Below are 22,470 nucleotides of genomic sequence, written 5' to 3'. Positions count from 1 at the left end.
GATGTCAAAAAACCGGATATACCCGCGCGTGGTAAAGGGGAAATTATACCAATACAGGTCATGGCTCAGTTATTTTTTTCTGGCCTTGCTTTTTGCGGCTCCCTTCCTTAAGTTAAACGGGGAGCAGCTGGTATTATTGAATGTACTGGAGCGGAAATTCGTTTTTTTTGGGGTAATTTTCTGGCCCCAGGATTTTTACCTGTTTGTACTGGCCCTGCTTACCTTTATGGTGTTCATTGTATTGTTTACGGTAGTATTTGGGCGCGTATTTTGCGGATGGGCCTGCCCGCAGACGATATTCCTGGAAATGGTATTCCGGAAAATTGAGATCTGGATAGAGGGCGACCAGCTGAAAAGGAAAAAACTGGACGAAGGCCCGCTGAGCGGGGAGAAAATCTTTAAAAAGACCTTAAAGCATACCATCTATCTGTGTATTTCTTTTTTTATCGCCAATATTTTCCTGGCTTACCTGATTGGCTCGGCTGCGCTGGTCAAAATCATGACGGAACCCCTTACTTTACACCTTTCAGGTTTCATTTCCATTTGCATTTTCACCCTGGTGTTTTACCTGGTGTTTTCAAGAATACGGGAATTGGTGTGTACGGTCGTTTGCCCTTACGGACGCTTGCAGGGTGTACTGCTGGATAACCAGAGCATTATTGTGGCTTATGATTACGAACGCGGAGAGCCCAGGGCAAAACGGATAAAAGAACAGGAAAATTACAATGGGGATTGCATAGATTGTAAGTTATGTGTTGAGGTTTGCCCTACAGGTATAGACATCCGTAATGGCACACAAATGGAATGTGTAAACTGTACAGCCTGTATTGATGCCTGCGATATGGTAATGGAAAAAATCAACCGCCCTGTCCGGCTGATCGGATTTAAATCTGAAGAAGAAATTCGGAGCAAACAGCCTTTTCAGCTCAGCAAACGCATTTATGCCTATGCTGCTGTTTTACTGATCCTCGTTGGCGTATTGTCTTACCTGCTGCTTACCAGGACTGCAGTAAAAACAACCATTTTAAGGGCTGGAGGAACGCTATACCAGTTAAGGGATAAAGATCAGGCTGTAAGCAATTTATACAATGCAGAACTCATCAACAAAACCAATGGCACAGTTCGCTTTAAACTGGTTCCGGAATTTCCGGGAGCCAAAATCCAGTACATTCAGCAACAGGACAGTATTACCTATGGCGGGGTAGTAAAACTCACCTTCTTTGTAATCCTGCCGCAGGCAGCAATCGACCAATATAAATCAGCACTGAAATTTAAACTGGTATCAAAAGATGGTCAGGTTCTGGACCGTTTTGAAACCACATTTATTGCAGCGCCTAACAATTAACCTATGAAATGGAACTGGGGAACAAAATTAATGACCGGTATGCTTTGCTTTATGAGCTTTATTGTAGTTCTGGGGGTACTGATGTTTAACAGCAAAAATGACGCGCTGGTAGATAAGGATTATTATGAAAAGGGCCTGGATTATGATCAGGACTATAACCGCAAGGAGCAGGTAAAAACCGATGATGCAGCGCCGGACATCAGTGTTTCCGCAACTGAACTGGTGATAACCTTCAGGGCAGCAGCCGAAGGTGAGGTCAAACTGGTACGGAATGCGGACCAGCGGATGGATCAAAAAGCAGCACTGAAAACGGATCCGGCCAACCAGGTAAAATTTCCGCTGGATAAACTGGCAAAGGGACAATGGCGAATCATATTGTCCTGGGTAAGCGGTGGAAAAGCATATTTATATGAACAGGAGATCGTGATAAAATGAGTACAGAAAAACTGGCCTTCATGATTGGCTTACTGGGCAGCCTGCATTGCATAGGCATGTGCGGGCCTTTGGCTTTTGCGGTTCCTTCTTTAAAGCAGGGCTGGTTATTCCTGGTAGCAGATAAATTACTTTACCAGCTTGGAAGGGTTGCAGCCTATTGCACATTGGGTGTAGTTATTGGCCTTATCGGGCAGCAGATCTGGCTGGCCGGTCTGCAGCAGGGTATCAGCATTTTAAGCGGGGCACTGATTGTAATGGCCGCCTGTTCCAGGTTATTTAAATTTAGCGTGATCAAAAAACGATCTTCATTTATGCTTGGTCCTTTTAACAGGGTTTTTAATTACGCTCTAAAGCACAAGGCAAATCATCTGATTATCGGTTATATCAATGGCTTTTTACCTTGTGGTTTTGTTTACCTGGCACTTGCCGGCGCATTAAATACCAATGGTTTGCAGAATGCAGTAAGCTATATGTTCTGGTTTGGACTGGGCACACTGCCCTTAATGTTTACAGCTACCTTAGGCTTGGGGTTCAGCGGCATAATCTGGAGGAGAAGAATCAACAGCGCGGTGCCTTACCTGATGCTCGGGATAGGACTGTGGTTCATCCTGAGGGGGCTGGCATTGGATATCCCCTACCTGAGCCCGCCGGCCATGCAGCAGGGCATAACGGACTGTAAATAAAACAGGTCGGTCTTACGACCGACCTGTGAGCATTAATCTGCCATACTGAATACCTGCTTTTCAGGTTGTTTGTCCCACAACCGGGCATCCAGCATCATACAAATATTTCTCAGGAAACGTTTACCAAACCCGGTGACACGCATTTCACCGGCTGATAAATACACCAACCCGTCCTGAGCGAGCCAGCGCATTCTCATCAGTCCTTCAGCCAGGGCTTCGTTTTTCTCTTCTGCTAAGGTCCACGAAGTATATCCACGGCACATGATATTCAAAATATGTTTACGGATCAACAGATCCGTTTCCGTTAAAATATGCCCCTTGAACACCGGAAATTCACCCTGGTTTACCATTTCAGTATAGGTTTCAAGGGTTTTTACATTTTGGGCGAAAGCATTCCAGCTGTCACTGATAGCGGATACTCCCAAACCAATCATCAACCTGCTGTACTGGTCCGTATAGCCCATAAAATTGCGGTGCAGGGTTCCTCGCTTTTCTGCCTGGTAAAGGCTATCGGTAGATAAGGTAAAATGATCCATACCGATTTCTATATAGCCGGCTTCTTTCAGTAATTTCCTGCCCAGTTTGTACAATTTTTCTTTGGATGCTGCTGAAGGGAGATCATTTTCTGTATAGCGGCATTGTCCGGGCTTAACCCAGGGCACATGGGCATAACTGTAAAAAGCAATACGGTCTGGTTTGAGTTTCAATACTTCAGCTATGGTATCGGCAAGGCCGGAAAAAGTTTGATGTGGCAAGCCGTAGATGAGGTCGTAATTTATGGAATGATAGCCATTTTGACGGGCCAGAGCAGAAACTTCTGCAACCTGCGCTACGGTTTGCACCCTATTGATGATCAACTGTACCCTTGGATCAAAATCCTGGATACCCAGACTTAAGCGGCTGAAACCTAACTTATTTAAGCTGATCAGATGTGCAGCTGTTGTATTCGCGGGATGTGCTTCAAAACTGAATGCAGCATCTTTATGCACAACAGCCTCTTTTAATATGCCGCTGATCAGCAATTCCAGATTCTCAGGGTCAAAAAAAGTAGGTGTACCACCGCCAAGATGTAATTCCCGGATGACCGGTTTACTGGTAAACAGGCTTAAATAAAGTTTCCATTCTTTAAGCAGGGTATCAATATAAGGTTTTTCTACTCCATGATTTTTAGTGATCCTGGTATTACAGCCACAATAGGTGCACAGGCTTTCGCAAAATGGCAGGTGAATATACAAGCTGATGCCTTCACTGGCATTGCTGTCCTCAAATGAATGTACCACAGCACGCATCCATTCCGTTACCTTAAAATCAGCGTCATTCCAGTAAGGTACTGTAGGATAACTGGTATAACGGGGTGCAGCGATATGGTACTTTTGTTTAAGATCCGTAGTGTTCATTTAACAGGCGCGCTAGGGTGAGCTGAATAGGTTTGAGTTACCTTATCGCAGGCTTTCGAACAAACGCAGGCCTCGCCCAGGCAACGTTTTTGCTGCCATTTATCGAGATTCGAGATAGTCTCCTCTGCGAGTGCCATAGACAAATCGGAAGCACTGAGTTTACCCAGCGCCATGGCTGGTACGCTTGCGATCCGTATGCCATTTTCTGCTGCCGCATTCTGGTCAATATGTGCTGTAGAAACAGATCGTGTTGCAATGTACCTGACACCGAGACCGGCCAGTTTGCGGATGACATCTGCCGACACATCATCGTCTTCAAATACAATCACCGCTTCCTTTCCTGCTGCATAGCTTACCGTATCAGCACTAAGTACATTAGAGATCAGCGTGATCTCATGCTTTTTATGATTGGCAATTGCCAGGGGTTCTTTTTCGAATGACCTGATACTGTAGGCTACTACTTTCATGCATAATGATTATTGATCATCAAAATTAACAGTTCGGCAGGCCCCAAAGAATGAGTTTAGTCAGACAGAAATGTGATATTGATCAGTTTTTCATATTGCGCAGTTTTGATTCATCTATGATGATGATCTGGCTCCCCTTCTTTTCTATAATTCCTTCATCCCTGAAATCACTTAATATCCGGCTTACGGTTTCTGTAGCCATACCGGCCATGGATGCCAGGTTATCCCTGGAGATCTTCAAGTTTAAAGCAGTTCCTTCTTTCTCTGGTCTGTACAACCGCAGCAGTACTTCTGCCATGCGTTTCCTTACTGAGTGGTAAGCCAGCTGTATCAACTGTTCTTCCTTGCTGAGCAGGTTATTGGAAAGGATCCGGATAAATTCCTTTGCTACATCAGGATATTTGTTCAGCAGTTCGTCCACCATTTCTTTTGGCAACAGGCATATTGTGGTGTCTTCCAATGCCTCCGCAGTTTCCGCATAGGGTTCATGGCTTAACAGCGCCGGAATACCAAAATACGCTTCGGCAGCATATAAGCCGGTAAGCAGTTCCCGGCCATCTTCACTTAGTTTAATGGTTTTCACTTTCCCGGTCAATACCAGGTAGATGCCCTGAACTGCATCACCTTCATAATAGATGACCTGTTTCTTTTTCACATTCCGCACTTTACGGTCGGCGATCATCTTGTGAAGTTCGGTCATGCCAGATGTGGAACCCAACAGGTGACTGAGTTTGTCTAAGGACTGGCTGTAAAATAATTCCTGTTTCTCTTTTTTACTCAACCTGCTTTCAATGGCGTTCAACAGCTCTACATCATCAAAAGGCTTGGTCAGGTAATCATCCGCGCCCATTTCCATGCCTTTGCGCATGTCAATCCGTTCCGCTTTCGCGGTTAAAAAAATAAAAGGGGTTGCGGCTGTTTTGGGGTTTTTATTTAACAGGTATAAAACACCGTAACCGTCCAGCTCGGGCATCATGATATCACAAAGGATCAGGTCTGGAAAATGTCTGGTTGCCAGTTCAACCCCCACTCGTCCGTTCTGAGCCTGTATCACCTCATAATTAGCCAGTTCAAGTATCTCTGCAGTACTTTCTCTAATGTCTTCGTTATCCTCTATGATCAGTATGCTTGTTCTCTTCATCTATTTGTTAAAAGAAAGTTTAAAGGTCGTTTCCTTATTGATTACACTTTCGAAATGTAGCGTTCCGTTCATGAGTGTAGCATAACGGAGCACAATGTTCAGGCCGAGACCGGTACCAGGAATATTACCGGTATTGTTTGCCCTGAAAAAGGGCTGAAACAGATATTTCTGATCAGATTCGGGAATGCCTATCCCATTGTCTTTTATGGTAATAATGCACTGCTGGTCACTGATCTCGGTATTAAATTCTATGAAGGTATGTTCGCCTGAGTATTTGATGGAATTGGAGATCAGGTTGATCATACAGTTCCTGATCAGGTTCTGATCCAGGTTAACCACACTTTCCAGTCCGGTATGCTGGTAAATGATGTGCTGTTCCTGTTTCGCGATCATCTGCATTTCCTCTGTGACTTCTTCAGACAGCTTCACCAGGTCAAAAGCAACAAAGGCCGGTTCAACAATACCTGCTTCCAGGCGCTCCAGTGATAAAAAATCGTTTAGGATCGTAGTCAGATTTCCTACAGCGTTTTTTATTTTACCAACATGTTTGGTGATATTTTTATTGTTATAGGGCTGGGCATATTTTTCTATGAGTGAAGAAGAAAGCTGCACCGAGCTGAGCGGTGTTCTGAACTCATGCGAAGCCATAGAAACAAACCTGCTTTTCATCTGGTTGAGTTCCTTTTCTTTTTCCAGCGACAAACTCACTTCCTCTTTCGCCTCACTTAAGGCACGTACTGTTTTTCTCAAAGATTTGGTACGTTCTTCTACCAGTTCTTCCAGCTCGGCAGCATATTCCCGCAGGCGTTCTTCGGCTTCTTTCTCTTTAGAAAGGTCATGTATAAAACCGGTGTAGATGATGCGATCGTCATATTGCACTTCACTTACTGCCAGGCGAAAAGGAAAAGTGCTCCCGTTTTTTCTTAAGCCCCTGACTTCCCGTCCTTTTCCGATGATCCTTTTTTCCCGGGTGGTCTGGTAGCGGTGCAGGTAACCATCATGTCCGCTTTTATCGGGCTCGGGCATCAGCATATTGATATTTCTGCCCTTTACTTCTTCCAGGCTATAGCCAAAAAGGGCAAGTGCCGCAGGATTCAGGCTTTCGATACGCCCTCTGTTATCGATGGTAATGATCCCATCTATTGCGGTTTCAATGATGGCTTCTAATAATCGGACTTGCTCCATAACCTGGGTTTCGTGTTTCACAAATATATAAATTTTGCCGGTCTCTGATTTATCACCTCAGTCATATTTAAAAGTGACGGCCGTCATGTTTTAACCTGAAAATAGTACGCTATTTTGTAAACTAAACCTTATGTGAATTCCATGTACCATACCTTTCATATTCCTGTTCTTGGCCTGGGCTATTCTATCGACACCCCATTAAAAGTAGCCAGATACGGGATTTCCTCAGTTGTTTCTATAGTAGATGATGAGCTGACAGAACGCATGCGCAAGTTTCATGCATTGGCACACCATGAAGATTATGTGCCAATCGATAAAAAAACTGCCGATAGCAGGGCTTTAAGAATAACGGCCTACCTGAACCTGCTGGATCAACTGGTAAGCCGGCAATTTGAAACCCTGCTCAATGAAAACGCTGAGCCGGGAGCAGATTTCCATAAATACTTCGAACTATTACCCGAGGATTCTGCTTTAAAGCTGGAATATCAGGAGATGCTGAAAATAAACGACAGGGGGTCGAAGAAAATTGCACTTTCGGTCTTAAGGCCTAAAATGAAACCAGGCTCAATTGATGTAAACATCATGTCGAAGGTAGATAAAGCCAATTACAACAGCCATGATGAGTACCTGGGAGACGATTATACGGATGCCCTGGCTGCAATGCGTGGTTTTGCCAACAGCAGGCTTCGGGCTGCCGTGATCATTTCTGCTGGTCTGAATCCAAGATTGTATAGTTATATGGAGCAATGTGCTGATTTTTATCCTGATCCTTCGGGCAATCTAAATAAGCAGATCATCCTGAAGGTCAGCGACTTTCGTTCAGCCATGGTCCAGGCAAAGATGCTGGCAAAAAAAGGTCTTTGGGTAACTGAGTTCCGGGTAGAGTCAGGACTGAACTGCGGGGGGCATGCTTTTGCCACAGAAGGTTTTTTACTGGGGCCGATACTGGAAGAATTTAAGGAGAAACGCGGGTTATTGATGGAAGAGTTGTATGCGATGTACACTGCTGCCCTGGCTGCAAAAAATAGAACTGCGGCCTGTAAACCTCTGCAGCGGATTACCGCACAGGGTGGAATCGGAACTGCTGAAGAACACCGTTTTTTGCTCAATTATTATCAGCTGGATGCTGCCGGCTGGGGAAGCCCCTTTTTATTGGTACCTGAAGCAACAAATGTGGATGATGATACCCTCACTGACCTGGTACATGCGGAGCAAAGCGACTTTTACCTAAGCAATTCCTCGCCTTTGGGCGTGCTTTTTAACAGTTTTAGAAAAAACAGCATGGAACAGCAGCGACTGGAACGCATTGCAAAAGGCAGGCCCGGAAGCCCCTGCACCAAGAAATTTCTGTGTTCGAATACAGAGTTTACCGCATTGCCCATTTGCACGGCTTCGAGGGAATACCAGCATGCAAAACTCAAAGAACTGCAAAGACAGGATTTACCTGAAGCAGCTTACCAGTTGCAATTTGATGCGATAACAGAAAAAATTTGTCTTTGTGAAGGCTTATGTGCATCTGTTTACTTAAAGAACGGGATGTTAAAACCGAAGGAGCAGAAAGCAGTGAGCATTTGCCCGGGCCCCAACCTGGCCTATTTTTCTGGAAAATACAGTTTGAAAGAGATGGTGCAGCACATTTACGGACAAACAAATTTGCTGGCTTCAGTAAACCGTCCAAACCTGTTCATCAATGAATTGAACCTCTATATTGATTATTTAAGAAAAGACCTGTCCCTGCAAGTGGCCGGCCTGAGTACGAAGAAAACAAAATACTTTGGCAAATTTAAGGAACAGCTGCAGCAGGGTATTGCCTATTATAAACAATTGCTGCCAGTACTTAAACAAGAGACCAGCATTTCTATAAATGACGTCTACAATCAGCTGCTGCTGGCCGAGCAGCAGCTGGAGACCTGCAAAGTATAAGGCATTTATTTTTGGGGATACTCGGCCAGCAGTACATCCATGTCCTGCATCAGCTGGGCTACATCTTTATCCTGCGTACCGTCATAAGCACCCCGGATGCGTTTTTCTTTATCAACCAGTACCAGGTATCCCTGGTGTATAAAACCACCAGGGGCATTTTTATCTGCCTGGGCCGAAACCAGGTAATTGCGCTCGGCCAGGGCATAGATCTCATCCCGGCTACCCCACAGGTATTCCCACTGCGTACCCTGTATACCAAGTTTTGCAGCATACGCTTTTAACCTTGACGGGGTATCATATTTCACATCAATGGTATGTGAAGCCAGCTTAACTTCGGGGTTACCCAGATACTTTTGATAGACCTTTAATAAGTTACGGTGCATCGTAGGGCAAATGGTTGGACAAGAGGTAAAGAAAAAATCGGCTACGTAAATGTGCCCGTCAAAATCCTGCTCTGTTACCGCTACACTGTCCTGGTTCCACAGTTTAAATGCCGGTATGGTCCTGAAAACGGTATCGCTAACCGTTTTGCCGTCCAGCTGTTTTTCATTGACCTCCATTTGTAGAAATGGCAGGCGTTTGGGCTTGTCCTTACAGCTGCTCCCGCATAAGGCCAGCAGTAATCCGCCAAATAGGATTGTTCTCATTATTTTCCGAATTTATGGAGGTAAGCACCTGAAGATTTGATTTCTTGCTTATAGAGGCTGTCTACGGCCACAATTTTTGCCATTTCTGCTTTAAAATACTGGACCGCAGCTTCATTTGATTTGCCGCTGACATCGGGTTCAAATTTGTGCATCCAGTCGTTCATGCTATTTTCCGCTTTGGTAAGATCCGCCATCAGGGCGTTTATGGTTTCCTTTTCTTTCCCGGTATCTATTGCCGGAAACCTGGTTTTCAGGTCTTTCATATCTTTTAATAAAGTATCCAGTTTCATCTGGTTATTTACAACTACCCCCTGGTCGGCCATCACGATATCGTGAAACTTCATCACCTCATCACGGACGGTTTTATAATCCACACCTGGCTTGCAGGCTGCTATAATACTGATCAGCAAAATTCCAATTGACGTTTTCATCTGTTTTTATTTTGTTCGTTATTCTGTTAATGCTATCCTGCTATAATATATTTTTGAGCCGGATTTTTCTTCCCTGACCCATGCGATCAGTACATCGTCGCCAACTGAAGTTAAAACGGCATGGTTATCGGCGGCTGTACCATCAGTTACCTCGATGTTTTTTTGGTTAGGGCCGGCAGGTAACCTGGTCAACATAATTTTTGCTGTGCCGGCTGCCGTATGGCTCATTTTCATTTCACTGTGCGAATGGTTCATCTCCATCGGTTTTTCCATGGCTGCACTTACCGCTTCTTCACAAACCATCAGCAGTTGATCATTTTTCAGGGAAATCAGCTGGGGATGCCGGCCGGACGCAGTGATCAGGTTACGCTGGCGAAAATCACCACCTAAACCAGCTGAAGCAGTATGGTACAAACCGGCACCTCCCCCGGCGGTAAACCATACGGCCTGGACGCCAGCTTTGGTTACTGCGACTGAAGGTCCGGAATGCGGACAGCCGGTTATTTCCCAGTTGTCATGGCTGATGGTGCTGGGCACGCTGAAGGTTTTACCATGATCTGAAGACAGCTGATAGGCCATATCCCGCACTTGCTTAGCTGAAAGTGCAGATGGAAAGTTAATGTTCCTGTAAGCCAGGTGGATATTGCCGGAATCGTCAGAGAAAATGGCAGTACGGCAACATTCGCAGGTTCCTTTAGCAATGCAGGTATCTGTTGCAAAACCTTTACCTGCTGTGGTACGCGCAAAAAACAATGCTGAGCCTCTGATATTTTTACCATAACGTCCATCGAGCCAAATGGCGCCAAGTTCTCCATCTTTTAACCTGGCCACATCGAAGAAACTACGTCCATAAGTATGCGCCGTATCCGTATGTAAAAAGCGTGCATCAGACCAGTTTAAGCCATGATCTGCCGAAATGCTGTAGTATATGGCACCTGCATAAGGGTTCTTTTCGTTTGGAAAACGCCGGGCGAAAATGGCCAGCACCGTTCCGTCTGCTTTAAATGCCACCTTAGCCATACTTTCAGCAGCGTTACTGCATCCCGCCGAAGCGGGAACAGTAATGGGACTATCGAACTGCCTGGTCCCGGCATTATATACGGCATATTTTAAACGGTAAGTGGAATCTGCACGGTCTTTTTCAGTCCAGCAAAGCACTGGGTTTTGCTTGCTGTCCCTGGTAAAATATGGCGCAACAGCTTCGTTGCTTCCGGTATTTAAAACCTGTGGCAGCGCTGGTCCGGCTTTCTTGTTACAGGCAGCCAGGCCTGCCAAAAAAGTGAATACGATATATGTTATTTTCTTCATTATTACGGATTGTTATAGTAAGTATTTAAGGTGCAGGCCGCCATAGGCATTTCTTTTTGGGGAGGGATTAAAGTAGGCAGGTTCTGCTCCGCCATATCCAACTGCGTTTAAAGATACTATAGAACTGTAGCTTTTATTCCCGATGTTGTCCAGGCCTGCATATACATTTACCTCCAGGAATTTAACCAGCTGCTTTTTATAGCCTATTTTTGCATTTAACACCTGGTATGCTGGGTTGTAGGCCGAATTGGCATCATTTAAAGGCAAACGATCACTATAAAAGTAATTCCCGTAAAAGTAAATGCCTGTTTTGGTTTCCAGATCTACACCTGCATTGATTACCCATGGTGCAATGCCGGTTAGCTCATTGTGGTCATAGGTTGCGGTAACCACCCCCTGTGCATCAAGCGTTTTGTAATCTTTAAACTTAAAATCAGCATAAGTTATTGCTGCAAAAGGCCGCAGGCTGATTATTTCACGTGCATCATCAGCTTTTAACAACTGGTAAGATAAGGCGAGTTCCACACCATTGTGGCTTGTTTTTCCGGCATTGTTGTAAACGGTAATGCCTTGCTGTACGGATTGCGCGATCAGTTCTCCTTTCATATCCATTTTAAACAGGGCCAGGTCATACGCCAGCCTGGACTGCAGCAAATTCCCCTTGGCATTCAGCTCATAGTTGAGGGCCTTTTCAGCTTGTAAAACCGGATTGATCGTACCATCAACTTGCTTGATCTCTGAACTGGATGGCGGAGAAAAACCAGAACTCACACTCGCGTGCAAACTCAATGCCTCGCCGAATGTATGGCTGAGTGCAATCCGGGGTGTAGCCTGGGGATCAAACTTTTTAATCCCGCTTTGCTGCTGTTTTAAATAGTCACGCACCTCATAACGCATACTGTTATAGCTTAGTCCCAGGGTTAAAGAAGTTTGTGGCCCCAGAGTGGTTTCCGACTGGTAGAACAAGGAATATTGACTGTTCTGGTAATCAATATTTGCATTGATTACCCCCTCTTTACCCTGGTTGTTTACGTATTGGTTACCTTTGGTGAGCCCTTCATTAAACTCTGCCCCCAAGGTAAAGCGGGTAGGTAAAATGGCAAATCCCGGATCATAGGCAAAGCGGGTCCTTCCCCCATAGCTCTGGTAAAAATTCCTGATGTAAGCATATGGAAGTGGATGGTCCAGGTCGTAGAAATAGGTAAACACACTACTGGAATTTGAAAACTGATCGTTGAAACGGTACTGTTGTCCTAAGCCAATGCGTGTCCATGTCTGGTATCTGCCGGCCTGTTTATCCAGGTTTGTGGCATTGGCCTGCACCGGATCGGCAACTACCTGACCGGCGGTTAATGATCCGGGAATCTGCGAATGCTGGGTTGTCCTGTTCAGCATCAGCGTGATGATGCGTTTGTTACCCGGAAAAAGCTGAAAGTTTCCGGTAAGAAACCTGCGCATGTCCTTGCTGTGTTTCCGGTAGCCTTCATATTCCTGCCAGCCGTAAGACACATAGCTGTTTAGTTTGTCTCCACCACTGCGGTAGGTGGCGGCCAAACGCTGCAAACCATAGGAACCAGCTAAGCCCGCTACTTCCATGCTTTGCTCCTGGTAAGGAGCGCGTTGCAGTTGAAAGTTGATGACCCCGGCCGTACCTGCTCCATAAATACTGGATGCAGGGCCCTTAATTACTTCGGCACGACCAATACTGTTCACATCCAGTGCTTCAATCCTTGTGGTACCGTCGGCCTCAGTAACCGGGATTTCATTCACATAGATCTTTACACTACGGATGCCATAAGCTGCACGGACACCATTGCCACGGATAGAGATCCTGGCCTCTGAAAGTGTACTCTGATCCATCCGCACACCAGGAATCGCATTTAACGCGGGCTGTAACGACAGGGCACTTCCGCGATTGATGTCTTTTGCGGTGATCAGGGCAACAGCTCCCGGGCTTTCCTTATTGGTTTTATTGCCATTATAACCGGCAATCCGGACTTCATTCAGGCTGAGCCCGTCGGCTTCCAATTGTACATTAAGCTCAGTTTCGGCAGTATTGATTTTGATGCGCTGCGTTTTATATCCCGGCAGCACCGCTTTAACCCAACCATCGGGCTGTACAGCAGCGATTTCAAAATAACCCCTGGTATCAGATCTTCTAAGCTGTTGGTTATCTGCATTAATCAGTACTACCCCAGCAAGCGGCTGACGGGTCTGGGAATCGTAAATATGGCCTTTAACAGGCAGGTTCTGGGCATTGGCTGCTGAAAAGAACAGCAATGGCCCTATACATAAAATATAATATTTAAATAAGTTCATTGATCAAATTGATATATCCATACCATTGCATTCTGAAAAAAAGAAATGCATGGGGATAAATAATAATTCCAGGAAAATTAAATTATTGGTAACCAGAAACACAACAAATCAATATGGTAGGGCATGGGTCATGTATACAAAAACAAAAAAAAATACACCTAAAAATACCCAAAAAAGTAAACCCCTATCACACCTGCCATGTTACTGAATTGAAAATTTACCTTCTCAGAAGAGGCATAGCGTCTTTTTAGTTTTTTCCTCAGAAAAAACTAAAATTATGCAGCCTCAGAAGAGAACGGTCAATTTTCCTGTGGCGGGTGAAATATCGCAGAAGAGTGTCTTGGCAAAGCAAAAGGGATTTCTACTGCCCTTGAAGGTTTAAGATGCCTGACCGGCGAAACACAAACCAGTTTCTGTGTAACCAGCGCATCCTGTATCTGGACTTTCTGCGACTGACGTTCCTGTTTCTGTTCCTTTTCTTCTGCCTGCTTTAGTTTTTTCATTAAATAGCACTTACCATTACAATTCATTTCCGGTTTATCCCGGTTGATGCAAAGTTCTTTGGCAATGTAATTCTGGTTGACTTCAAAACCCAGGTAGACAAACAAATTGCTGCAATTTGCCGTTAGCAAACTGAATAAAAGCAATATGGAAAGTGGTTTCAACAGCATTTGCTGCAAATGTAAGCATCATCAATGAGATTCCTTATAAAAGCAAAAGATTTAAAATAAAAATGAAATATTTCAGGTTGTTTTTAACCAGTTTAAGATATGTTCTGCATTGTTCTTCCACCCGGACTGCCCTAAAACAAAGTGGTTACGTCCGGGAAACTCTCTGTAAGCCAGAACGGAATTATTTTTTGCGTATTTTTTATAATTGCGGTAATTTAGATGCGCAGGTATGATGTTGTCTATACCACCGGAAGTGAATAAAAGCGGTGCGTGCTCCTTTTTATAATCCACTCTTGCAGCTGTCGTAAGCCCACCTCTGGCTACTCTCTTGGATTCGGGAATGGTAAATTTCTGATAGGCGGTATTTTGTTCCTCCAGTGACATTTCATTTACAAATGCATATTGCCAGTCTTTAAATGACATTAAGTATGTTTTTTTAAGTGAGGTAAATAAGCCAAGAGACTTCCAGCCGGCTTTCAGAAAGGAGTACTCATAAGGGAATACACCAAGTGTTGGCACAGAATGTATGGCTACCCCTGCATCCGCAAGATCGCGGTTTACAAGAACCTGGGTAATCAGGCCGCCTAAGGAATGTCCGATAACGATGGGTTTCTCTGCCATGCTGCTTACAATACCGGCATAATAATCTATCAATTCCGGCAAGGTTAAAGCAGCCAGACCGGTATCTTCAGGCTGTCTGTGCCGCAGTTCGGCGGCCGAGCCATCCTTAAAAGGCCAGGCCGGGGCTATGGTTTTATAGCCATTGATCTCGAAATAAGCACTCCATTCATCCCAACAGGCATTGGTTACAAATGCACCCGTAACAAACACAATATTTTTGGACGTGATTTTTCTCATAACGATATTGTTCCCTATTCTTAATTTGCAATAAATACCATCAAAAACCTATTCAACAGGTAATTAACAGGATAAATATACAAAACAATTAACCCTTATGAAATAATCATCCAATTAATTTTCAAATATTTACTAAAAATTGCTTCAATAAAAATTTCCACAAAAAAGCCGCTCCATGTATAATAGAGCGGCTATAACCATCATCCGGAAATGCGCAGATCTCAGCCTTTAAAAACCGGAACCGGCTTCTTGTTTTCATCTATGGCTACAAATGAAAATTCTCCGGTTACCGCTTTTTCTCTTTCTTCCGTATACATCTGTTCGATGTAGATCTCTACCCTTACTTTTAAGCTGGTGTTACCAATATGACTTACCCTTCCGATCAGTTCAACAATGGTTCCTGCCGGGATGGGTCTGTTAAAATCAATCCTGTCGCTACTTACGGTAACCATGCGCTGTCTGCTAAAACGGGTAGCGGTAATAAAAGCCACTTCATCCATCATGTGCATAGCGGTACCACCGAATAAGGTATCATAATGATTGGTAGTATTGGGAAATACCGCCTTAAAAATCCGGGTTTCCGATGCCTGTATTTTATCTTCTATTGTCATTTAAACTAAATTTACGGATATCAGCTATTACCTGGCAAAAGGAATCCATCCACAGCGCATACACAGGAAACAAACAACCTAGCAATAAACAAGAAAACACACCACCTAGCAATAAACAAAAAATACACCCTGTTATACAATAATCACAGAATGGCTCACGCTATCAATAAAAAAGGAATGCTCATGCCATGTTGTAATGAATAGAAATTAACTTTCTCTGAAGAGGCCTGGCGTCTTTTTAGTTTTTTCAAAGAAAAAACTAAAATTATGCAGCCTCAGAAGAGAAAGTTAATTTCTCAGTTTTCCCCACTTCAAATAAGTTGCGCCCCAGGAGAAACCTGCACCAAATGCAGTCAATATCATTTTATCACCGTATTTAAAATCGTCTTTAAAATCCCATAAACACAAAGGAATGGTTGCAGCTGTTGTATTTCCATAACGGTCAATATTTACTTTTACCTGTTCTGCAGATAAACCCAGGTACTCCCCTACAGACTGGATGATCCTCAAATTGGCCTGGTGTGGGATCAGGTAATCTATCTGTGAGCTGACCAGGTCATTGGATTTTAACACTTCATTGCAGGTATCTGTCATTCCCTGGATGGCAGCTTTAAATACCACACGACCATCCTGACGCACGTAATGCAGCTGTTCATCAAGCGTTTGCTGCGAAGCCGGGAACTTAGAACCACCTGCTGTTACGATCAGGTTTTCTTTACCCGAACCATCAGTTCTGAAAAAACTATCCATTAAACCAACAGGTTCTTCCGTTTGCTCCAACAACACTGCACCGGCACCATCACCAAACAGGATACAGGTGTTGCGGTCTGTATAATTAACAATGGCGCTATTTTTATCAGCACCAATAACCACTACTTTTTTACAGCGTCCGCTTTCGATCATGCTGGCCCCCAGGGTCAGCGCGTACAAAAAACCACTGCAAGCAGCATTGGTGTCAATACCCCAGGCATTTTTAAGTCCTGCTTTTTCGCATACCATGCTCCCTGTACTTACCATTACATAATCTGGTGTTGAAGTAGATACGATCACGCAATCAATCTCATCAGGTGCTACATTGCCTTCTTCCATCAGTCTTTTAAGCGCATAAGTTGCCATGTCTGAAGTAGCAATTTCCGGGTCATTTACAATCCTTCTCTCCTTTATCCCTGTTCTGGCAATAATCCATTCATTATTGGTATCCACCATTTTTTCGAGGTCATGGTTACTTAAAACCGTATCTGGAACATAACCTCCAACCGCGGTAATTACCGCATTTTTCCTTATTCTCATTTGTGCGTACGTAATTCTGTAAAAGAGGCAGGCGCAAAAACCTGCCTTCTTTTTTTACAAAGTTACAGCTTCTTCTACAGATTCCCGCAGTACTTTTGCAGCAGCTACCATTTCTACCAGTGCTTTTTTTGTTTCTTCCCAGTGCCTGGTCTTTAAACCGCAGTCAGGATTTACCCAAAGTTGTGCTGCCGGAATAACAGTCCTGGCCTTTTCCAGCAGCAGTACCATTTCTTCTTTTGCAGGTACACGGGGCGAATGAATGTCGTAAACCCCTGGCCCTATTTCATTTGGATATTTAAAATCGGCAAAAGCATCCAGTAGTTCCATTTGCGATCGTGAGCATTCTATGGTGATCACATCAGCATCCATGGCTGCAATGTGCCCAATGATGTCGTTAAACTCCGAATAGCACATGTGTGTATGGATCTGGGTGTCATCTTTTACCCCACTTGCCGAAATGCGAAAGGCCTTAACAGCCCATTGCAGGTATTCCTGCCAATCGGCCTTGCGCAAAGGTAAGCCTTCACGTATGGCAGGTTCATCAATCTGGATGATCCTGATCCCTGCCTTTTCCAGGTCGGCCACCTCATCCCTGATGGCAAAAGCAATCTGGTTGCAGGTTACTGAACGGGGCTGGTCGTTGCGCACAAAGGACCATTGCAATATAGTTACGGGGCCTGTTAACATCCCTTTTACCCATTTTTTACTGAGAGACTGCGCATAGGCAGACCACTTTACCGTCATAGGCTCAGGGCGGTAAACATCGCCGTAAATTACAGGTGGTTTTACACAACGGCTGCCATAGCTTTGTACCCAGCCATTTTTGGTAAAGGTAAAACCGGCCAGCTGTTCGCCAAAGTACTCGACCATGTCGTTGCGCTCAAATTCACCATGTACCAGTACATCAATGCCCGCATCTTCCTGAAAACGGATCGTTTCTTCAGTTTCCTTTTCGATCAGCGCATCATATTCAGCAAGGCTTAAATCACCTTTTTTATATTTCGCCCTCCAGCTGCGCACTTCCGGCGTTTGCGGGAAAGAACCTATAGTAGTGGTCGGAAACAACGGAAGGTTCAGGGCCTCATGCTGTAGTTCCTGGCGGCTGGCAAAAGGTTTTCCCCGCTGGTCATCTTTAACCGAAATTGCTGCTACACGTTGTTTTACAGCCTCATTATGGATCAAAGCAGATGTTCTTCTAAGCGCATTGGCCGATTGGTTGGCTTTTAAATCCGGCACTGCAGTTTCTTCGTTAAGCGCCAGCTGTTTTAAAACAACCACTTCATCAATCTTTTGCCGCGCAAACGATAACCATTGTTTAATATCTACACTTAAAACGGCTTCATTGGTTTCCATATCCAGGTCGCAGGGCGAATGGATTAAGGAGCAAGAGGGCGCAACCATCAGTTTGTCTGCGCCTAATTTATCAAGGGCGGTTTTGATTAAAGACAAAGCAGCGTCAAAATCATTCTTCCAGATGTTACGGCCGTCAACCAACCCTAATGACAAGGTCATATGCGCAGGAATGCCAGCCAAAATCGCTGCTAATTGTTCCGGACTACGTACCAGATCAATGTGTAAGGCGTTCACAGGTAAAGACAGCGTCAGGTCTTTATTGTCCTGTAAAGCGCCGAAATAAGTAGTCAGTAAGGTTTTTAATCCCGGAAAATGCTTTTTTATTTCCCCATACACATATTTAAAAGCGGCCTTATCTTTTGCTGTTAAGTCCATGGCCAGAAAGGGCTCATCGAACTGTACCCATTCTACATGCTGTTCTTCCAGTTTTTTAAGGATATCTATGTATACGGGCAGCAAACTTTTAACCAGGTCTATCCTGTCAAAACCAGCTTCCTTTTCCTTGCCCAGTAATAAATAAGAAACAGGCCCTATCAAAACGGGCTTTGTTTTAACTCCAAGGCGCTTGCTCTCGTTGTATTCATCTAAGATCTTGGTAGAAAACAACTTAAATTGCTGATCTTTTAAAAACTCAGGCACAATGTAATGATAATTGGTATCAAACCATTTGGTCATCTCCATTGCGGTAATGTCCAGCCCATCTTTCTGATATCCCCTGGCCATGGCAAAATAAAGGTCAAGTTCTGAATTTCCTTTGTTTAAGATCACTTCATGGTAACGCTTAGGAATGGCACCAACGGTAAGGGAATGGTCCAGTACCTGGTCATAGAAGGAAAAATCATTGGAGGGGACAAGATCGATCCCTGCTGCCTTTTGCAACTCCCAGTTGTGCTTGCGGATGTCCCTGCCGGTTTGTACCAGACTTTGCAGATCAGCATTGCCTGACCAATATTGCTCGCAGGCTTTTTTGAGTTCTCTTTTGCTACCAATTCGCGGGTAGCCCAGATTGTTTGTTAGCATTTTCTTGCTTTTTAATGATGAAAAAATCTATTAAAAGCTCTTTGCTGAAATCTCAATGCTGTTGCGATAAGAAGAGAAAAATAGAAATGCATAGCCACAGGCACGCCTGAACATGTATGTACGCAAAATGCATCAAACCTAACCCCTGCTTCATACCGCGAAAGCATTGTCAATTCGATAAAGGCAGGTCTCCTGACTTGTAACATTTTTACCATCCTTCCCATTCCTTTAAGGAAAAGTGGATATCCTAAGGGTAAAAACTCTTTGTGTTACTTACAGTTGCGCGACAGTTCGTGATTTGCACACGATTCCCTATTAATCTACAATTAAGTAAAACCATTACCGGTTGATGAAGAAATAATTAAAGAACTTATCCCCGCAAAGGTAACTTAAAAAAAACTATTCTGATACACGGATCTGATTTTACGATCTTATACCCTGATCTGCCCTTCTACGGAATCGTCCAGCGTTTTGCCGATTGCGGCGCCGATCATCATTTTCACACCGGCCACCAGGTTACCGTGTTTGTTGTCCCAGTAATATCCCATCGAGGGCACAATTTTTAATAAGGAGATGCGGGGATCGTTTTCCCCTTCGGTAAACCATACTTTTAAAAAGGGCGTCCAGAGTGCTTTGATCTTGTCCTTATCCTCGTGAATGGTAGCTTCGGCCGTTAAATAAAGATAATCGGAATGTTTTGATCCTTGAAAATATAACTTCACTCTGGAATCGAGGGCAATCTCTGCATTTACATGACTGTCGTTCGCACTCAATATCCATAAGTTACCTTCATCATCCACTTCCTGGATGGTCATCGGCCTGACGCCTTTAGAAGGCCCGGTGGCAGCTTCGGTACAAAAAAAACAGGTTTCTGATTGTCCGATAAGTGTCTTGATTTTCTTTAATGCCTCTTCCTGGCGTAGGTTTTCAGTGGTATCTTCAGGTTGATTTTGATTGATGCTGTTCATAGTAATAGAATTTAGTATTTTTAAACTCCTATGCTAACATTTGTATGGTCTAAATGTTCTGACTATTTTACAATAAAACTTTATGTAGTACATAAAAATAAAATTCTGTAGCTTTGGTAAACTTGAATTATGAAACAGCTACTGACCACACTGCTCCTCATTGCCATTGCATCCCAGCCGAAATTACAAGCTCAGGATATCATCAAATTGTATAAAAAAGTTCCAAATTCTATTGCCGCCGAAATCAGGGAAAAAACAGATAGTACAAAAAACGGCCGTTTGCTTACCAGGAACGTAACAGAACCCGGCATTACTGTTTTCCTGCCAGAAAAAAGCAATATTAAAACGCCTGCTGTTGTCATTTGTCCGGGAGGAGGCTACTCCTACCTGGTGATCAATAATGAAGGCACGGAGGTAGCAAAAGCACTCAACAAAAAGGGCATTGCTGCTTTTGTACTAAAATACCGTTTGCCAAGCGACCTGATCATGAAAGACAGGACTATAGGGCCCCTGCAGGACGCTGAACAAGCCATAAAAATGGTCAGAGAACGGTTCAATGACTGGAACATCGATACGAACAAAGTGGGCATCATGGGGTTTTCTGCCGGTGGACATTTGGCCTCAACAGCCTCCACACAGTATACAAATGTGGTGATAGAGAATCCAAACCACACCAATTTACGTCCCGATTTCTCCTTACTGATCTACCCGGTAATTAGTTTCCAGGACAGCATTTTGCACAAAGGTTCTAAAAAAGCATTGATCGGTGAAGATGCAGGTGTTGAAAAGACAAGGCAATATTCCAATGAACTGCAGGTGAACAAAAATACGCCACCAGCCTTTTTAATACATTGCAGCGATGACAAAGTAGTACCGGTGCAGAACACCGTTCAGTATTACGAAGCCTTAAAAAAGAACGGGATTAAAGCCGAAATGCATGTTTACGCAACAGGCGGACATGGATTCGGCATGAACAATGCCAGCAGAACCGACAAATGGATGGATCAATGCTTTGCCTGGCTAACCGAAATGAAGATCATTGGGATTAAAGAATGATTTTTAATTCGTCTATCTTTCTGTATAGCGTGGTCAGTCCTATTCCAAGCAGTTTTGCAGTTTCGGTTTTATTGCCCTGCGTATGTTTCAGCACTTTAATGATGTGCTGTTTCTCGATGCTTTCCATTTTCATCAGGTCAGTTGCTGTCGTTTGAGCAGGTTCATGAAATTCATAAGGCAGCAGGCTTGCATTCAACTGCTGCCCATCCGACAGGATCACCACCCGCTCCATCACATTTTTCAACTCCCTGATGTTACCCTTCCAGGAATGTTTCAGTAACAAGGCCTCAAAAGCATCTTCCATCTTAAAATCAGCTTTGTTCACCTTATTGGCAAACTCCTTTAAATAGTGTCTGGCAAGCAGTAAAATATCCCCTTTGCGTTGCGACAAGGAGGGCAGCTCGATATAAAAGACAGAAAGCCGGTAATAAAGATCCAGCCTGAACCTGCCGGCCTCAGCTTCGGCTTTCAAATCCCTGTTGGTAGCTGCGATAATCCGAACGTTTACTTTTGTGGTCTGGGTATCTCCAACCTTGATGAAAGTCTGATTTTCCAATACCCGCAATAGTTTTGCCTGCAGTTCCAGGTGCATTTCTCCTATCTCATCTAAAAACAGGGTGCCTTCATTGGCTTCTTCCAGCAGCCCCTTTTTATCCTTAACAGCTCCTGTAAAGGCACCCAGTTTGTGACCAAACAATTCACTTTCCAGCAGCTCAGGATTAAAGCCACTACAATTTAAGGCCAGAAAAGGTTTCAGTTTCCTGGGGCTCTCATAATGTATGGCCTGTGCAAATACTTCCTTGCCCGTCCCCGTTTCGCCCAGCAGCAGCACAGTAGTATCTGTCGCAGCCACTTTTCGGGCCAATGTTACAGCCGAGGCAATGGCTTTCGATTGCCCCAGTATGCCCTCAAAACTATATTTTCTGACCACCTTATTTTCCAGTTCATTGACCCGGTATTGGAGCTTTGCCTTATCCAGGGCTTTGTACACCAATGGAATGATCTTATCGTTATCATCCCCCTTGGTAATGTAATCAAACGCACCGTTCCGCATCGCCATCACACCATCGGCTATCGTACCAAAAGCCGTCAGGTTAATCACCTCAGCATAAGGTTTTACTTTTTTAATCTCCTTAACCAGCTCAACACCATTTATATCGGGCAGCTTCACGTCGCTGATCACTACGTATACGTCCTGGTTTGCCAAAATTTTCAGGCCTTCCTTTCCGGTACCCGCCTGAAAAACCTTAAAACCCTCCAGTTCGATAATACGCGCCAAAAGGCTGCAGATCTTCTTTTCGTCATCTATAATTAGAACCGTGTACTGCATAGCTGATAATTTCAACAATATTAGCAATTATT

General features: G+C 44.2%; 20 protein-coding genes and 1 riboswitch. Of the genes, 5 read left to right on the top strand and 15 right to left on the bottom strand.

Annotated elements, in window-relative coordinates; translation table 11 throughout:
• Window position 1 precedes the first annotated feature (1 nt).
• The 3 genes from ccoG to R2Q85_RS09705 are packed head-to-tail and all read left to right on the top strand — an operon-like array spanning window position 2 to window position 2,463.
• Complete coding sequence (gene ccoG, locus R2Q85_RS09715) at window positions 2-1,345, top strand: cytochrome c oxidase accessory protein CcoG (RefSeq protein WP_316811575.1); 1,344 nt, start codon at window positions 2-4, stop codon at window positions 1,343-1,345.
• A 3-nt stretch (window positions 1,346-1,348) separates the two neighbouring features.
• Complete coding sequence (locus tag R2Q85_RS09710) at window positions 1,349-1,780, top strand: FixH family protein (protein WP_316811574.1); 432 nt, start codon at window positions 1,349-1,351, stop codon at window positions 1,778-1,780.
• Entirely contained in the window at window positions 1,777-2,463 is a 687-nt protein-coding gene (locus R2Q85_RS09705; protein ID WP_316811573.1) for a sulfite exporter TauE/SafE family protein, read from the top strand. Before R2Q85_RS09710 ends, R2Q85_RS09705 begins: the two co-directional genes overlap by 4 nt.
• 32 nt (window positions 2,464-2,495) lie before the next feature.
• On the opposite strand, the gene hemN is transcribed toward R2Q85_RS09705, so the two are convergent.
• The 4 genes from hemN to R2Q85_RS09685 all read right to left on the bottom strand — a co-directional run bounded on the left by hemN (window position 2,496) and on the right by R2Q85_RS09685 (window position 6,653).
• The gene (gene hemN, locus R2Q85_RS09700; RefSeq protein ID WP_316811572.1) at window positions 2,496-3,860 is read right to left on the bottom strand and encodes an oxygen-independent coproporphyrinogen III oxidase; all 1,365 of its coding nucleotides are present in this window, start codon (window positions 3,858-3,860) and stop codon (window positions 2,496-2,498) included.
• Window positions 3,857-4,327: a lactate dehydrogenase gene (locus R2Q85_RS09695; RefSeq protein WP_316811571.1), complete on the bottom strand. Its 471-nt coding sequence runs from the start codon at window positions 4,325-4,327 to the stop codon at window positions 3,857-3,859. Before R2Q85_RS09695 ends, hemN begins: the two co-directional genes overlap by 4 nt.
• An 82-nt stretch (window positions 4,328-4,409) precedes the next feature.
• Entirely contained in the window at window positions 4,410-5,468 is a 1,059-nt protein-coding gene (locus R2Q85_RS09690; RefSeq protein WP_316811570.1) for a response regulator, read from the bottom strand.
• Window positions 5,469-6,653 carry a PAS domain-containing sensor histidine kinase gene (locus tag R2Q85_RS09685; RefSeq protein ID WP_316811801.1) on the bottom strand — a complete coding sequence of 395 codons (1,185 nt, stop codon included), beginning with the start codon at window positions 6,651-6,653 and terminating at the stop codon, window positions 5,469-5,471.
• Window positions 6,654-6,794: 141 nt separating this feature from the next.
• Here R2Q85_RS09685 and R2Q85_RS09680 point away from each other — a divergent pair, with 141 nt between their 5' ends.
• Window positions 6,795-8,576 carry a hypothetical protein gene (locus R2Q85_RS09680; RefSeq protein WP_316811569.1) on the top strand — a complete coding sequence of 594 codons (1,782 nt, stop codon included), beginning with the start codon at window positions 6,795-6,797 and terminating at the stop codon, window positions 8,574-8,576.
• Between the two features lie 5 nt (window positions 8,577-8,581).
• Here the strand turns inward: R2Q85_RS09680 and R2Q85_RS09675 are convergent, their stop codons facing one another.
• From R2Q85_RS09675 to R2Q85_RS09630, 10 genes are all read right to left on the bottom strand, one after another.
• Window positions 8,582-9,223, bottom strand: a complete 642-nt coding sequence (locus tag R2Q85_RS09675; RefSeq protein WP_316811568.1) for an SCO family protein — start codon at window positions 9,221-9,223, stop codon at window positions 8,582-8,584.
• On the bottom strand, window positions 9,223-9,654 hold the full coding sequence (locus tag R2Q85_RS09670) for a hypothetical protein (protein ID WP_316811567.1): 432 nt from the start codon (window positions 9,652-9,654) through the stop codon (window positions 9,223-9,225). The genes R2Q85_RS09675 and R2Q85_RS09670 overlap by 1 nt, the downstream gene beginning before the upstream one ends.
• 18 nt (window positions 9,655-9,672) lie before the next feature.
• Window positions 9,673-10,962 (bottom strand): sialidase family protein, encoded by a 1,290-nt coding sequence (locus R2Q85_RS09665; RefSeq protein WP_316811566.1) that lies wholly within the window; start codon window positions 10,960-10,962, stop codon window positions 9,673-9,675.
• 12 nt (window positions 10,963-10,974) lie between these two features.
• A complete protein-coding gene (locus tag R2Q85_RS09660) occupies window positions 10,975-13,281 on the bottom strand; it encodes a TonB-dependent receptor (RefSeq protein WP_316811565.1) in 2,307 nt (768 codons plus the stop codon).
• Window positions 13,282-13,580: 299 nt separating this feature from the next.
• Window positions 13,581-13,952 carry a hypothetical protein gene (locus tag R2Q85_RS09655; RefSeq protein ID WP_316811564.1) on the bottom strand — a complete coding sequence of 124 codons (372 nt, stop codon included), beginning with the start codon at window positions 13,950-13,952 and terminating at the stop codon, window positions 13,581-13,583.
• Between the two features lie 72 nt (window positions 13,953-14,024).
• Window positions 14,025-14,810: an alpha/beta hydrolase gene (locus R2Q85_RS09650; RefSeq protein WP_316811563.1), complete on the bottom strand. Its 786-nt coding sequence runs from the start codon at window positions 14,808-14,810 to the stop codon at window positions 14,025-14,027.
• A 221-nt stretch (window positions 14,811-15,031) separates the two neighbouring features.
• Window positions 15,032-15,421, bottom strand: a complete 390-nt coding sequence (locus tag R2Q85_RS09645) for an acyl-CoA thioesterase (protein WP_316811562.1) — start codon at window positions 15,419-15,421, stop codon at window positions 15,032-15,034.
• Window positions 15,422-15,709: 288 nt separating this feature from the next.
• Window positions 15,710-16,711 (bottom strand): beta-ketoacyl-ACP synthase III, encoded by a 1,002-nt coding sequence (locus tag R2Q85_RS09640; RefSeq protein WP_316811561.1) that lies wholly within the window; start codon window positions 16,709-16,711, stop codon window positions 15,710-15,712.
• A gap of 54 nt (window positions 16,712-16,765) precedes the next feature.
• On the bottom strand, window positions 16,766-19,084 hold the full coding sequence (metE, locus tag R2Q85_RS09635) for a 5-methyltetrahydropteroyltriglutamate--homocysteine S-methyltransferase (protein ID WP_316811560.1): 2,319 nt from the start codon (window positions 19,082-19,084) through the stop codon (window positions 16,766-16,768).
• Window positions 19,085-19,248: 164 nt separating this feature from the next.
• Window positions 19,249-19,440: riboswitch (cobalamin riboswitch) on the bottom strand.
• Window positions 19,441-19,515: 75 nt separating this feature from the next.
• The gene (locus R2Q85_RS09630) at window positions 19,516-20,052 is read right to left on the bottom strand and encodes a pyridoxamine 5'-phosphate oxidase family protein (RefSeq protein WP_316811559.1); all 537 of its coding nucleotides are present in this window, start codon (window positions 20,050-20,052) and stop codon (window positions 19,516-19,518) included.
• A gap of 129 nt (window positions 20,053-20,181) precedes the next feature.
• On the opposite strand from R2Q85_RS09630, the gene R2Q85_RS09625 reads away from it, so the two are divergent.
• A complete protein-coding gene (locus R2Q85_RS09625) occupies window positions 20,182-21,108 on the top strand; it encodes an alpha/beta hydrolase (protein ID WP_316811558.1) in 927 nt (308 codons plus the stop codon).
• Here R2Q85_RS09625 and R2Q85_RS09620 read toward each other — a convergent pair.
• Window positions 21,098-22,438, bottom strand: a complete 1,341-nt coding sequence (locus R2Q85_RS09620) for a sigma-54 dependent transcriptional regulator (RefSeq protein WP_316811557.1) — start codon at window positions 22,436-22,438, stop codon at window positions 21,098-21,100. The two genes, R2Q85_RS09625 and R2Q85_RS09620, sit on opposite strands and share 11 nt — an antisense overlap.
• Window positions 22,439-22,470: the final 32 nt, after the last annotated feature.

The sequence above is a fragment of the Pedobacter heparinus genome, from assembly GCF_032678725.1.
GTDB lineage: Bacteria > Bacteroidota > Bacteroidia > Sphingobacteriales > Sphingobacteriaceae > Pedobacter > Pedobacter heparinus_A.
The sequence above is the reverse complement of the archived record's forward strand: the minus strand, read 5'-3'. Positions and strand labels throughout refer to the sequence as shown.